General features: G+C 59.7%; 10 protein-coding genes and 1 pseudogene. 8 read left to right on the top strand and 3 right to left on the bottom strand.

What is annotated here, in order from left to right:
• Positions 1–88: 88 nt before the first annotated feature.
• Both HX898_RS06200 and HX898_RS06205 read right to left on the bottom strand, forming a co-directional pair.
• Entirely contained in the window at positions 89–1747 is a 1659-nt protein-coding gene (locus HX898_RS06200) for an arylsulfatase (RefSeq protein ID WP_138329573.1), read from the bottom strand.
• Positions 1748–2126: 379 nt separating this feature from the next.
• A complete protein-coding gene (locus tag HX898_RS06205) occupies positions 2127–4526 on the bottom strand; it encodes an arylsulfatase (protein ID WP_180194236.1) in 2400 nt (799 codons plus the stop codon).
• A 275-nt stretch (positions 4527–4801) separates the two neighbouring features.
• Here HX898_RS06205 and HX898_RS06210 point away from each other — a divergent pair, with 275 nt between their 5' ends.
• Positions 4802–5755 carry a formylglycine-generating enzyme family protein gene (locus HX898_RS06210; protein ID WP_138329577.1) on the top strand — a complete coding sequence of 318 codons (954 nt, stop codon included), beginning with the start codon at positions 4802–4804 and terminating at the stop codon, positions 5753–5755.
• Between the two features lie 301 nt (positions 5756–6056).
• The gene (locus tag HX898_RS06215; RefSeq protein ID WP_180194237.1) at positions 6057–6329 is read left to right on the top strand and encodes a hypothetical protein; all 273 of its coding nucleotides are present in this window, start codon (positions 6057–6059) and stop codon (positions 6327–6329) included.
• A gap of 26 nt (positions 6330–6355) precedes the next feature.
• On the opposite strand, the gene HX898_RS06220 is transcribed toward HX898_RS06215, so the two are convergent.
• Positions 6356–7360 (bottom strand): HAD family hydrolase, encoded by a 1005-nt coding sequence (locus HX898_RS06220; protein WP_180194238.1) that lies wholly within the window; start codon positions 7358–7360, stop codon positions 6356–6358.
• 479 nt (positions 7361–7839) lie between these two features.
• On the opposite strand from HX898_RS06220, the gene HX898_RS06225 reads away from it, so the two are divergent.
• The 6 genes and pseudogenes from HX898_RS06225 (at position 7840) to HX898_RS06250 (ending at position 13860) form a co-directional block, all read left to right on the top strand.
• Complete coding sequence (locus tag HX898_RS06225; RefSeq protein WP_180194239.1) at positions 7840–8229, top strand: hypothetical protein; 390 nt, start codon at positions 7840–7842, stop codon at positions 8227–8229.
• A 263-nt stretch (positions 8230–8492) separates the two neighbouring features.
• Entirely contained in the window at positions 8493–10331 is a 1839-nt protein-coding gene (locus HX898_RS06230; protein ID WP_180194240.1) for an adenylate cyclase, read from the top strand.
• Positions 10332–10490: 159 nt separating this feature from the next.
• Positions 10491–11296 (top strand): annotated as a pseudogene (locus HX898_RS06235) (DUF2092 domain-containing protein).
• Positions 11293–11505 carry a hypothetical protein gene (locus HX898_RS06240; RefSeq protein ID WP_138329586.1) on the top strand — a complete coding sequence of 71 codons (213 nt, stop codon included), beginning with the start codon at positions 11293–11295 and terminating at the stop codon, positions 11503–11505. The pseudogene HX898_RS06235 and the gene HX898_RS06240 overlap by 4 nt, the downstream one beginning before the upstream one ends.
• A 213-nt stretch (positions 11506–11718) precedes the next feature.
• Entirely contained in the window at positions 11719–12909 is a 1191-nt protein-coding gene (locus HX898_RS06245; protein ID WP_210273052.1) for an alpha/beta hydrolase, read from the top strand.
• Positions 12910–13071: 162 nt separating this feature from the next.
• Positions 13072–13860 carry a hypothetical protein gene (locus HX898_RS06250; RefSeq protein WP_180194241.1) on the top strand — a complete coding sequence of 263 codons (789 nt, stop codon included), beginning with the start codon at positions 13072–13074 and terminating at the stop codon, positions 13858–13860.
• The last annotated feature ends 49 nt before the right edge of the window (positions 13861–13909 follow it).

Consider the following 13909-nt stretch of genomic DNA (forward strand, 5'->3'; position numbering starts at 1 on the left):
CCTCGACAAAAGCTGGTTCAATGCGGCCGGAGGCAGAAAAGCCCTCCATCCGCATTGACGTGCCGCGCCACGCGACGTGCAACTTGGCTTACTGTGCGTGTTGCTTGCGCATGGCCTCGGCGATTTGTGCCTTGACTGCGTCTATTCCGAAGCTTGCGCCCTTCTGCATCGGCGGAAATTCAATGGCAGTCTTCGCCAGCTCTTCAACTTTTTGCTGAACGAGGACGAAACGCCAGAATTCGAACTTGTACCATTCAAAGTATTCTTGTGAACCAACGTTACCCTTGAAAAAGGCCGTACGCTCGAACGGATCAAGGCGCAGGTTTACAACGGTCGGCACGTCCAATTTCACCGTGCTGCCTATCCAACCGTCCGGCTGCTCCATGAACGTGTATTTATAGTCATCAATCCGGGCCGCCCCGAGCACGCTTTCGGCGAAATACCAGATTTCATGACGGTTCGACGGGCCAGTTCCGGTGATCATGCTGGTCTGATCATAGCCGTCCAGGTGAACCTTGTAGGTCTGGCCATTGAGTTCCTTCCCCGCTTTCAACTCGACGGCGATATTGGTGCTTCCAGCGGCGGCCGCAAGGGTGGGGAACCAGTCGAGGCCGGACATCAGCCCATTGCAAATCGAACCGGTAGGAACGTGCCCCGGCCAGCGGACCATTGCGGGGGCGCGGAAGCCGCCTTCGTATGTCGTGCCTTTTCCGCCGAAAAATGGTGTCTGACCACCATCCGGCCAGGTGAAGTTTTCGGTGCCATTGTCAGTCGTGAACACGACGATCGTATTCTCATCGTCGCCCATTTCTTTCAGTTTCTGCATGGTATCGCCAACAATGTCGTCAAGCTGCGCCATCCCAGCTTCATGGATGGTCCAACCATTCGCGGAATTACGCATCTTCTCGTACTTTTCCGATAGATGAGTAACAATGTGCATCCGTGTCGGGTTGAGCCAAAGGAAGAACGGCTTGCCATCGGCCTTGGCCCTGTCGATAAACTTGAAGGAAAGATCGCGAATCTCGTCGTCGACCGTCTTCATCCTTTCCGGATAGAGCGTGCCAGCATCTTCAATCTTTTGTTTGCCGACCTTGCCCCATCGCGGCATTTCCGTGGGGTCATCGGTTTCCGTGGCCCAGGAATGGACCATGTTGCGCGGGCCGACTACGTTCAGCAGTTCCTGCGGGTAGCCCGGATGCGCGGGGTCTTCCATCGCATCAAGATGATAAAGATAGCCGAAAAACTCATCGAAGCCATGAACCGTTGGCAGAAACTCGTTGAGATCGCCAAGATGGTTCTTGCCGAACTGTCCCGTGGCGTAGCCCAGAGACCTCAGCACGGTGGCAATGGTTGGCGCCGCAGCAGGAAGGCCGATGGGCGAGCCTGCCTGGCCAACCGTGGTCATGCCAGTTCGAACCGGAAGCTCGCCGGTGATGAAGTTCGCTCGCCCTGCGGTGCAGCTCGCCTCGGCGTAGTAGTCGGTAAAGAGCATCCCCTCTGCCGCAAGCCTGTCGAGATGTGGGGTACGACCGGCCATCATGCCGCGATTGTAAGCGCCGATATTCCAGATGCCGACATCATCGGCCATGATGACTACTATGTTGGGTTTTTTGCCCGTGGCTTGAGCCATTGCATTCCGGCTCATGGTGGTGCTCGCAGCCGTGCCAATCGCCGACATGGCGAGCAAAGATCCGCCGGTTAGCAAGATATCCCGCCTCGTTGGAGTCGCGTTCTCTGTCATGCCCATTTCTCCCTTTTTTGGTCAGGCGAAGCAAAGCTCAACACTGCAACGGATGCTGAATACGGTCCGACCGAGGTTCTCGAATGCTCTTGAGATAGCCGAGCGAAAGTGCATGCCGCGTTGAGAATAACAGGGCCTGTCGGCTTGCCTGGACGCGTACATAAGGCATAACAAATATAAGGAGAGCAAGTATCTTACGGTAACCTACAGGCGAAACCGCCGATAGGCAGGAACCAATGTCCGGGCGACAGTCGTCCAGAAACACCGATAGCGTGAAGGCGACATCGCCCATATCGGAAATCGGTAGCTTGGCTTGTCGGGGTCGCCCCCGACGCGGCGAACTCAGTCATGGCGCAGGCCCTGCGAGGCCCGCGCCTGACGCTGACTAGATTTGCGGCGGCCCAACCTTGACCGTCAGTTTGTCCAGCGTACCCGTAAACCGGAACGGCACCTGGTAGTCGCTGTCGTCGACAGGACTGCGGGTATCCACCCCCACGTCGAAGGACTCGTCGACCGTCACCAGAAACGGGATGGTATGCGGGATCGACTGCTCGGCCACCATCGTGCCATCGACGCTAAGCACACCCTTGCCGCCCTTCCCGTAACCGGGTCCCTCGTAGGTAAAGTCGAAGACGACGCTGTGTTTGCCTGCTGTCAGCGCGGTCTCGCCGGCCCACCGGAAGCGCTCCAGTCCAAGCAGGTTATAGGTGAAGACCGGCTTGCCCTTGAGGAGATAAAGGCCGTAGCCGCCGAAGCGGCCTCCAAGCGTCGCAAGCATTCCGTCTCCGCCGCCCTGCGGGACGTCGACTTCGGCGGTGATCGTGTAGGAGCGGGCCAGCGGATCGGGCGCCGAGGCCGGTGGCAGGCCCGAGAGTTCGCCTGAGTAGACGAACTCGGTTCGGCCAGCGGTGGCGCTTGGCCGCGGCGCGGTGGCACGCGAGATGACGGAGTTATCAAGCGGCAACACCTGGTATTTCGCGGCCTCCACGAGGAAGAGCTGCTGCATATCGCGCAGTTTGTCCGGCTCCTTGGCGGCGAGATCGTTGAACTGCGAGTAGTCCTCGGTCAGGTTGTAGAGTTCCCACTGATAGCCATCGACCACATCGGGCAGTTTGCCGAGTCCCATCAGCCAGGGCGCGGCGGGTGGGGTCGTGGAGGCGATCCAGCCCTCGTGGTAGATCGCGCGATTGCCGAACATCTCGAAATACTGTGTCGTGCGTGCAGAGGGGACGTCCTTGGCGCCCTTGGACCAGGTATAGGCCATGCTGACGCCTTCGATCGGCTTTTGGGCGATGCCGTTCACCGTGAGCGGCGCCTGGATGCCGGTGGCTTCGAGGATCGTCGGCACGATGTCGATCACATGGTGGAACTGGCTGCGGATGCCGCCCTTGTCGGTGATGTGACCCGGCCAAGACATCGCCATGCCCTGTCGGGTGCCGCCGAAGTGGGAGGCGACCTGCTTGGTCCATTTGAACGGCGTGTCGAAAGCCCAGGACCAGGCGACTGACATATGTGGCTCCGTCGTCGGGTCGCCCCAGGCGTCGTAGAATTTCAGCTGGTCGGCGACCGGCATGCTGATGGCCTGGATCGCGGCCAGGTCGAAGGCCGTGCCGATGGCCGTACCTTCGGCGCTGGTGCCGTTATCGCCCTCGATATAGATGATCAGGGTATCGTCGAGCTTGCCCTGCTTGCGAACCTCATCGACCACCCGGCCGATCTCGAAGTCGGCATAGGCGACAAAGGCGGCGTAGACCTCCGCCTGACGGGCGAACATCTTCTTGTCGTCTGCCGATAGCGTATCCCATTTCGGAAGGTCATCCGGCCACGGCGTCAGCTGGGTATTCTCCGGAACCACGCCGAGCCGTTTCTGGTTGGCGAGAATCTCGTCCCGCATGGCGTTCCAGCCGCCATCGAACTTGCCTTTGAACTTCTCGATCCACTCCTTCGTCGGATGGTGCGGGGCATGGGTTGCGCCGGGAACATAGTACATGAAGAACGGCTTGTCCGGCGTCGCGGCATTCACCTTGCGCAGATAGTCGATGGCGTCATCGGCCATGCCGGTGACCAGATTGTAGTCGGGCTTGTCGAGCCACGGGTAGATCTGGTCGTGGTTGCGGAACAGCCAGGGCGTCCACTGGTTGGATTCGCCGCCCTGGAAGCCATAGAAATAGTCGAAGCCCATGCCGGAGGGCCACTGGTCGAACGGTCCCGAGGCGGATAGCGCGTAGGTCGGGGTATTGTGGTTCTTGCCGAGCCATGAGGTGGCATAACCGTGATCCCTGAGTATCGAACCGATCGTGCCGTTGTTCGGGCCAATAATCGCATCATAGCCGGGATAGCCGGTGGATTGCTCGGCGATCACCCCGAAGCCCGCCGAATGGTGGTTTCGCCCGGTGATGAGAGCGGCGCGCGTGGGCGAGCACAGCGCGGTGGAGTGGAACTGCGTGAAGCGCAGTCCATTGGCTGCGATCTGATCGAGCGTCGGTGTCGGGATAACGCCGCCGAAGGTGCTGGAGACGCCATAGCCGGCGTCGTCGGTCATGATCAGCAGTATATTCGGCGCGCCCTTCGGCGGCACCACCTTGGGTGGCCACCACGGAATCGAGTCCTTGGCGTCCAGGTTGATGGTTCCGCCGAACGCCGGAGGTGCTGCCGGCAGCGACTGGCCGTTGATCGTCGACGTAGCGCTGGGTGAACCGGTTGCTCCGGTGAGATCCTGGGCGGCGGCGGGAAATGCTGAAAAACAACTGGCGGCGAGAACGGCTAGATAAACGCGCGTATTCATTGTTGATTGCTCCCTTTTGGACCCAAGGTAGAAAGGCAGAGCGAGCAATACTTTCCCGCTCTCAATGATGCTCGCATGCGCCGGCGAGAGTCAGATCGGCTGACATAGCCATCAGCTTAGCGATGACATTGCAGAGAGTGGCAGATTGCTACCAACGCGTCGCGTATATTACTGTAACCTACTATAAGAACTGCGGCTCCGAGGGGTAGTTATATAGGTGAATGGGCGGGGCACGCACCCGTACGTGAACGGCAATAACCTGCGGGAATGACAAAATGACATCCGACGTGCGCGCGACCGACGACGCGGGATTTTCAGGCCTGGTCTGGGTGGCCGGACGAACCTTCACCATGGGATCGAACGAGCATTATCCGGAGGAAGCGCCTGCTCATCCGGTAGCCGTCGACGGCTTCTGGATCGACGCCACCCCCGTCACCAACCGCCAGTTCGCTTCGTTCGTCAAAGCCACCGGACATGTGACCGTCGCCGAAAGGGCACCCCGTGCCGCCGACTATCCTGGAGCGCTTCCTAAAATGCTGCGAGCCGGATCTCTGGTGTTCACGCCGCCGAAAGCCATAGTCGGCCCCGACATTACCCAGTGGTGGTCGTTCAAGTTCGGCGCGGACTGGCGACACCCTTACGGCGGCCGCACCGACATCCGCGGCAAGCTCGATCATCCCGTCGTCCATGTCGCCTATAGCGACGCCATGGCCTATGCGCTCTGGGCGGAAAAAGATCTGCCGACCGAGGCAGAGTGGGAACTGGCGGCGTGCGGCGGCCTTGATGATGCGGAATTTGCCTGGGGCGACGAGTTGAACCCGGAAGGAAAGCTCATGGCCAACACTTGGCAGGGCACCTTCCCTACGCTGAGCACAAAGCCAGCCGGTGCGGACAGAACGTCCCCGGTCGGATCCTTTCCATCAAACGGCTACGGCATCTACGACATGATCGGCAATGTCTGGGAATGGACCTCTGACTTCTGGTCGACACGCCATCCCGAGCCTGCCAGCCATTCATGCTGCATCCCCAGCAATCCCCGCGGAGGCGACGCCGACGCCAGCTATGATCCGCGGCTGCCTGACATCAGGATCCCGCGGCGCGTGCTCAAGGGCGGATCCCACCTCTGCGCGCCGAACTACTGCAAGCGCTATCGTCCCGCCGCCAGACATGCAGAGCCTGAGGACACGTCCACAAGTCATGTCGGCTTCAGATGTGTCAAGCGCGTGTGAGGCGGCGTCATGGTCACATGTCGCGTCGGCGGAACAAAAGCCACCGATTGTGACAAGACCTTTCATGACATATCCTTCGTGGTCCGCAGGTTATGGGCGTACTCCCGTCGATTGCGGTTAGCAGCGGCAGCGCGAAACTGGAGTTCAAGCGTGTCGGACATGCTCTGAACGGCGAATTCCGCTTTCGTTCCCGTTCCTTACTGTAAACTACGTTGCTTCCGCCCTATTCCGGATCATCATGCACCACTTATAACGCGATGCGGCCGCCGGACTTGCAGAGGCCGCCTTGGAGGTAGGATGGATGGATTACGACACACGGTTCGCCAAGCGCATCTTTCCAGCCAGCGCCAAAACCATCGATACATTGGCCGCCCGTGACGATAACTTCCGTGAACTCTGTGCCGACTTCTCCGTTGCAGATGAATTGCGGAGAAAATGGGAAACATCCTCCGCCGCAGAGCGAAATGAGCGCCACGCGGAATTCGTCGAACTCGTGGAAACGCTGCGCAGCGAGATCGAAGCCGCTCTGGAAAGCGCCAGTGTGACCGTGATCAAGCTTCTCCCTCGCCGTTGAGGACCAGACTCCGGCATCAAAGACGGTTACTTCTGATCGGTCAGATAGATGGTCTTCCAATCGTCCTTCATGTTGACAACCGTCCACCCCTGAGCATGTGCTTCGTCCAGGCCCTTGTCGAGCTGGCCGATGCTGGACTTCCTGTCATAGGCAAATTCGCGCTCGGCGTCGGTGTGATGCACATAGAGGCAGAAGCGTGCACCAGGACCGCTACACGTCCATTGAAGCATCTGCAGGTCGCCGTCTGAATTGCCAAACGCAGCGATGGGTCGGCGGCCGATGAAAGTCTGGATGGCGATCGGTTTGGCATCCTTGTCGTCATAGAAAAACAGTTCGGGCTGCTTCACGAGGGCGGGCTTTCCGTCGCGCAGCTCGAACTGCAGCTTGCCGCTGCTGCCGATCACCTGTTCGGGTGGAATGCCATAGGTCTCGTCGGCGAAGGTGCGCATGAATTCGTTGCCGCCACCAGAGACGATGAAGGTCTTGAAGCCGTTGGCACGCAGATGGTCGAGAAGCTCCACCATCGGCTGATACGCCATCTCGGTGAACAGCTTGTCCGTCTTGGGGTTCCTGGCTGTAGCAAGCCATTCCTTGACGACCGTTGCGTATTCGTCGGTCGTCAGACCCGCCTGCGTCTCTCCGACGATTGCAAGCAGCGCCGGAGCGCCGCCCGCAAGCGCACTCTTCAGATCACCTTTCAATACGGATGCGAAAGGCTCCTTCGTCTTCCATTCCGGATGTTCGGGTGCGAGAACCTTGACCCGCTCCAGCGCGAAGAAAAGCTGGAAATAGAGCGGCTGCTCGGCCCAGAGCGTCCCATCATTGTCAAAGGTGGCGATGCGCTCTGCGGGCGGGACGAATTCCGGCGAGCCTTCCTTGGTCACCTTGGCGACGAAGTCGAGGATCGATTGTCTGGCCTTGCCATCGTTCCAGGATGGCAGCGTCTCCGCCGCCTGGACGATCGTGGCCGCGAAAAATGTGGTGCTGACCAACACCGCCGTGAGATAGGCCTGCTTTGGATTGGTGTTCATGATGAACCCTCTGTCGGAAACATGGACCGGCAGGCGAAGCGATGTCCGGCCCAGACCAGCGCCCGTCCGCAACAATATTCGCTCCAAGAGAGCTTTGCGCGTATCATACCGTAGTATCTGTCAGTCCGACGCCGCGGCAGCGGGACGATCAACCGTTCGGCCGTCGGTCGGAAATCGGGTCCGCAACGCGGTCTCCAATGTGACCGTTGGAGCGAACGCGGATCAACAGTGCATACTGTATGTTACTGGCGCGCACGCGATATGCGCCATACCCTCCCCAAATAAAACGGTCCACATCACGCGGAACCGGTGTCGACGATAACGACTACCAGGCACCATTCGCCTTCGACGGCAAGCTGAGCAGCTTGAAGACGGAACTTCAGCCGCGACCTTGGGGCAAGAGGTCCAGCGCAGAGCGCCCCATCGTCAAGGCGGCCCGTGCCGAAAGTGACGTTGACCGGGCCCGGGGATTCTGCGCCATGAACACAGCTCACCGACGCACGCTTCTGACCCTGTTTGCGATCGCAGAAGGTGCGATGGGACTGGGGCTTGTCGTGGCGCCGTCGATCCTCTTCGTTCTGCTGTTTGACACAAAGCAGGTCGCTTCAGAGGCACCACTGATAGGGCGGATCTGCGGTGCGGCGCTGCTCGCTCTTGCCGCGGCAAGCTGGGGTGCGCGTGACGCCGAAGACAGGCAAGGCACCCTGGGGCTCCTCGTCGGAGTGACGCTCTACAATTTCCTGACCACGGCCGTCTTGACCTATTCCGCCCTCGTTCTGGAGATGATCGGCGTCCTGTTGTGGCCTGCGATCCTCTATCACGCGGCGACTTCCCTGTGGTGCTTGCTCGCTATCTGGCGGGCGCGTTAGACCGAGTCGTCGTGGCACCTTGGGTGGTCATTTACGGCTTTGGCCGCTTTGGGTCGCGGGCTGCTACGAGGCGGCGAAGACGCGATGTCCGCTTCTGCAGTTCACGCGCCTGAAGTCCCCTTCCCTCGATCTGCGAAGTCGTCGAACGGGCCTGATACGGTGCCTTTGATGGACGAGGATCAGTTTCTGCGGTAGGTTACAAAAGTGGTAGTTAATAAAATCTCCGGTAGTCACGTCCCTCAAGAGCGGGTGAGGAGCAAGTCGTGCAGGATTCATTGCCATCAAGGCGCGATATCGCGCCGGATTCGACGCGACCACCCCCGACCCACGATGATGTTCGGGCTCAGCTTGAGCGAATCGTTACCAGCCCGCAATTTCCGCATATCGGTCGGAGTGCTGCATTTCTTACCTATGCCGTGGAGGAGACGCTTGCAGGCCGCGCAGACCGGATCAAGGGTTACTCTATCGCCGTCGAGGTTTTCAAGCGCCCCAACGGCTTCACGCAGGATGATCCGGTTGTTCGGATCGAGGCCGGAAGGCTCAGGCGGGTGCTCGAGCGCTATTATTTTACAGCGGGTCAACGCGATCCGATCCGAATAGACATTCCGAAAGGCGGTTACGTGCCGACCTTTGCCTGGAATAATCCGATTGCTGACAATTCCGATGCTGAAGACCAAAGTCTGCCGTCGGAGCGCGCCTATTCCCTTTTTCCCGGCTTAAGACGGCATATGTGGGCAGTGGCTCTTGGATTGATCGTGATCGTGGGCGGCACTTCAGCTCTGGCTGGCTTGACCTCCATTCGATTTGGCTCGATCTGGCCCTTCGCGGCTGCCGACATTACAGGATCTGATGGACCGACATTGGTGATCGCTCCATTTGCTAATCTCGGTGATGGTCCTCAGGCGGAACTCTATACGACAGGCCTCACCGAGGAACTCCTCACCGCCCTTCCCCGCTTCAAGGAGATCAAAGTCTTCGGTCGCGAGACATCCAGATCGTTGCCGCCAGAGGTGGAGACATCGCGGATTCGCGGAGAACTTGGCGCACGCTTCCTGCTGGCAGGCGGTGTTCGCGTCTCCGGAAGCCGAGTGCGTGTGACGGCACGTCTGCTCGACACGCAGACCGATGAGATCCTCTGGTCGCAGACCTACGACGACAACATCGGCGTCCGCGACCTGTTCACCATCCAGTCCGACGTCGCAAACAAGGTTGCGACCGCCGTGGCGCAGCCCTATGGCATCATGGCCCAGGCCGATGTCTCCAACCCGCCGCCTGATGATCTTGGCATCTACGGCTGCACGCTGAGCTTTTACACTTACCGTGCCGAGTTGAGCATCGAGCGGCACGAAGAGGTTCGAAACTGCCTCGAAAGCGCTGTCGCCCGCTATCCATCCTTTGCGACCGCCTGGGCGATGTTGTCCATCCTCTATCTCGACGAGGATCGTTTCAGGTTCAATCGGAAGCCCATTTCGTCCGCGCCGATAGATCGCAGCTTTCAGGCCGCCCGCCGTGCCATTCAACTGGATCCCGGCAACACCCGCGCCCTTCAGGCGTTGATGACGGCGTTGTTTTTCAGCCAGCGGGTTCCGGAGGCACTTCAGATCGGCGAACGGGCACTTGCGACCAATCCGAACGACACCGAATTGCTAGGAGAGTTTGGTACCCGGGTGGCGATGAGCGGGGAATGGCAGCGCGGGGCAGCGCTGCTGGATCGTGCCATTGCTCTCAACCCTGCCGGCGGCGGCTACTATCGCGGAACGCGCGCACTTGCAGCCTACATGCTGCACGACGACAAGACCGCGGTCATCGAGATCAGGCAGGCGGACCTGCAGAAGTTCCCGCTATTCCATGCGGTGGCTGCCGTCATCTACGTCGACGCCGGAATGATCGAGGACGCCCGCAACGAGGCCTCGCGGTTCAACGAAATGAGACCCGACTTCATTCCGAGCATCGTGGCCGAACTCAAGGCGCGCAATTTCCAGCCACAGGATCGGGCACGGATGATTGCCGATCTGCGAACGGCCGGGCTTCCTGCGATGGACGAGGTGCAGGCGACGATGTCGCTGCCGATCGACGGTTCCAAGGCCCTTCAGCCGCGGTAGCGCTGCTGTCAGGACAACTAGCACAGAACATACCCGATGGTTACACGCGCACGCCGTCGTCTCCGTGTAGGCTGTGGTCGCTGATAATCGTTCTTTCATGGCCGAGACCCAGGGAGCGACCTCAGTCGTCCGACCAAACCATTTAGAAGGGATTCGTCGATGACCAAAGCACCGCAGCGAGCCTTGCACCCTGCCGTGGCGGCGGTGTCGTCCGCGGCACTCGGCTTGATGATCATCTTGGGATGTGGATCGGCCGCAAGCGCTGCCGACGCAGACGCCAAGAAGCTGGTGAAAACCATGTCCGACTACCTGGCCGCAGAAAAGGCGATCTCCTTTTCGTATGACACCAACCTGGAGGTGGTCACCGTCGACCATCAGAAGCTTCTGCTGGCAAGTTCCGGCAAGATCGAAATGGGCCGACCGGATAAACTCCAGGTTACCCGGTTTGGTGGGTTCGCCAACGTTGAGGTCGCATTCGACGGCAAGACGCTCTCGCTGCTCGGCAAGAACGCCAACCTCTATGCCCAGGCAGAAGTCCCAGGCACCATAAATCACCTGATCGACGAATTGCGGGACAAGCTCCATAGACCCATACCGGGTGCCGATCTTCTGCTCCCGGATGCCTATGACGAGCTGATGCGCGACGTGGTCGACGTCAAGGACCTCGGCAGCGGTGTCATCGGCGGCGTCGAATGCGACCACCTTGCATTCCGCACCAAGGAAGTCGACTGGCAGATATGGATCGCTCAAGGCGAGCATCCGTATCCCTGTCGATATGTCATTACCGCAAGCCAGGTGGATCAAGGCCCACAATACAGCATCCAGATCAGTGACTGGAAGACAGGCACCGATGTCGTTGCCAACGATTTCGGTTTCAAAAACACCACGAACGCCAAGTCGACCTGACGAAGCTTGCCGATATTGACGAGCTTCCTGATCACTTTGCCATGGGAGGCACCAAATGACCGTCGTCAGAAAACTGAAACTCCTGCTGCTTGCTGCGGCGATCGGCGTGTCCGGCCTCGAACTTGGAAACGGACTTTCGATTCCGGGACTGAATGGCGTCTTCACGCCGGCAGAGGCCAGGATCGGCCGCCCGCTGACGCCGGTGAGTGTCGCTGGAGTTGCGCGCCGCACGGTCCGGCGTTGCGCCGTCGGCGTCTATTATTGCTAGAAAAACAGGTCCGGCGTTGCGCCGTCGGCGTCTATTATTGCTAGAAAAACAGGCCCGGCGAACGCATTCGACAAGCGCCCAGCATGAGGGAAATCGGTGGGAAGCAAAAACAACACGGGAATAGGGTCGATAGTTGCCGGGTATGTTCGGTGGCTTCTGCTGTGCGCATTGATCGTCATTCTGCCTGGGTGCGGCGGTCATCCGAAGGATGTGATGACGCCTGTTGCAGACACGTCTCCGAAGTCGACCAAGGTCAACTTGCTGATCGCCACGACACGCAGCAGGTCTCCGGTGCCAGGAGAGATGTTCAACGGAGAACGGGCGCGGACCCCGGCATTCGCCGATATCACCGTGTCCATCCCACCGAACACGATCCGCAAGGAGGGAGAGGTCGCCTGGCCAAAGAGGCTTCCCTCCAATCCGGCGACAGATTTCGCGACTTTAAAGGCCGACGATCTCAATATCGATGAGGCCAAACGCTGGCTGAGCGCCAGCGTCCGCAAGAGCCCCGACCACAGTGTCCTGGTGTTCATCCATGGTTTCAACAATCGGTTCGAAGACTCCGTCTACCGCTTCGCCCAGATCGTTCAGGACTCAGGTGTGCACAGCGCTCCCGTGCTGGTGACCTGGCCGTCGCGTGGCAGCCTTCTCGCCTACGGCTATGATCGGGAGAGCACGAACTATACGCGAAATGCTCTGGAGACACTCTTCCAGTATCTCGCAAAGGATCCGGAAGTGAAGGAGGTGTCCATCCTCGCTCATTCCATGGGGAACTGGCTGGCGTTGGAATCGCTGCGCCAGATGGCCATTCGTAATGGCCGACTGCCCGCCAAGTTCAAGAATGTCATGCTCGCGGCTCCGGACGTCGATGTCGACGTGTTCCGCCAGCAGATCGGCGACATGGGCAAACAGCATCCGCAGTTCACCTTGTTCGTATCCCGTGACGACCGTGCACTGGCGTTCTCGCGTCGGGTCTGGGGTGACGTATCCCGACTTGGAGCCATCGATCCCGAACAGGCGCGCTACAAGGCGGAGTTCGAGGCCAACAAGATCGTGGTGATCGATCTCACCAAGATCAAATCTGGCGATCGGATGAACCACGGCAAATTCGCGGAATCGCCGCAGATCGTTCAGCTCATCGGATCACGCATCTCGGAGGGGCAGACGCTCACCGACAGCAGGATTGGACTTGGCGACCAGATTCTGGTGGCGACAACCGGAACGGCGGCGGCAGCCGGGAACGTTGCTGGACTGATCCTTGCCGCTCCCGTCGCTGCTGTCGATCAGGACACGCGGGACAATTACGCCGGCCAGGTCAGTGGCCTGATGGGCACTGCCAAACCGCAGCCAGCAATTTTGAAAAACTGCGACGAGGTACGGCCAACGCCGAGCTGCAAGCCCTAACTCCGACATCGGCAGGACGAGCGCGGCAATGCCGCAGACAGACAGATATTACTGTAACATACTTATCCGCAGGCGGGTGTTGCGCCAGAGTTGAGCGGAGATCGATGATATGTTCGATTCGTCGGCGACCACGATGGAGACCGACAACGCAGGGGGAGTTTCATGACGGCTTTTCTTCTACGCGCGGCGGTCCTTTGCGCGGGTCTCGTAGCCTCCTCGCCCGCCTGGGCAGCCGATCCGACGCCGCTGACACCCGATGCCAAAGTGGTCGAGAGCCCGAGCGGTTGGACGTTCACCGTCGCGCCGTATTTCTGGATGGCGGGGATATCCGGAGACATTGCACAGTTCGGATTGCCGGAGGTTCATATCGACTCCGATTTCGACGACATCCTGCAGAACCTCGATTTCGCCTTCATGGCCGCGGGGGAAGCGCGGTACGACCGGTTCAGCATCTTCGGCGACATCATCTACACCAAGCTTGGCGCAGACGCGAATACGCCGCTTGGCATCCTCGCCGACAGCGTCGACGTCACCTCAAAGACCTTCGCCGGACTTCTCGGGGTCGGCTACTCGGTGCTGGAGGACCAGTCGGGACACCTCGATGTCGTCGGCGGCATCCGGGTGTGGTCGGTCGACACCAACATCTCCTTCAGTGGCGGGATCCTCGGTGGCGTCGAGCAAGATGACAGCGCGACCTGGGTCGACGGTCTGGTGGGCGTCCGAGGCAACTACTTCTTCACGCCGGAGATCTATCTGACAGGATGGGGTCTCGTCGGCGCCGGCGGCGCGGATCTCGACTGGGATGTGGCGCTCGCGCTCGGCTACAAGTTCACCGACACGATCTCAGCCGTTGCGGGATACCGCGCACTCGGCGTCGACTACGACAACGACGGCTTCGTCTTCGACGTCGTCGAGCAGGGTCCGATCCTCGGCGTCGTCATCCACTTCTGAGAACGACGTCCGGGACAGCAGATCGAGTTTTGTACGGTGGAGACGTCAA

The organism is Rhizobium sp. WYCCWR 11128 (genome assembly GCF_013416305.1).
GTDB lineage: Bacteria > Pseudomonadota > Alphaproteobacteria > Rhizobiales > Rhizobiaceae > Rhizobium > Rhizobium indicum.

Bases quoted from the DNA above. Each gene is read 5' to 3' on its own strand.
- HX898_RS06205 (WP_180194236.1), bottom strand. From the start codon at position 4,526: ATGAATACGCGCGTTTATCTAGCCGTTCTCGCCGCCAGTTGTTTTTCA.
- HX898_RS06215 (WP_180194237.1), top strand. From the start codon at position 6,057: ATGGATTACGACACACGGTTCGCCAAGCGCATCTTTCCAGCCAGCGCC.
- HX898_RS06250 (WP_180194241.1), top strand. From the start codon at position 13,072: ATGACGGCTTTTCTTCTACGCGCGGCGGTCCTTTGCGCGGGTCTCGTA.
- HX898_RS06220 (WP_180194238.1), bottom strand. From the start codon at position 7,360: ATGAACACCAATCCAAAGCAGGCCTATCTCACGGCGGTGTTGGTCAGC.
- HX898_RS06200 (WP_138329573.1), bottom strand. From the start codon at position 1,747: ATGGGCATGACAGAGAACGCGACTCCAACGAGGCGGGATATCTTGCTA.
- HX898_RS06240 (WP_138329586.1), top strand. From the start codon at position 11,293: ATGACCGTCGTCAGAAAACTGAAACTCCTGCTGCTTGCTGCGGCGATC.
- HX898_RS06210 (WP_138329577.1), top strand. From the start codon at position 4,802: ATGACATCCGACGTGCGCGCGACCGACGACGCGGGATTTTCAGGCCTG.
- HX898_RS06225 (WP_180194239.1), top strand. From the start codon at position 7,840: ATGAACACAGCTCACCGACGCACGCTTCTGACCCTGTTTGCGATCGCA.
- HX898_RS06245 (WP_210273052.1), top strand. From the start codon at position 11,719: ATGACGCCTGTTGCAGACACGTCTCCGAAGTCGACCAAGGTCAACTTG.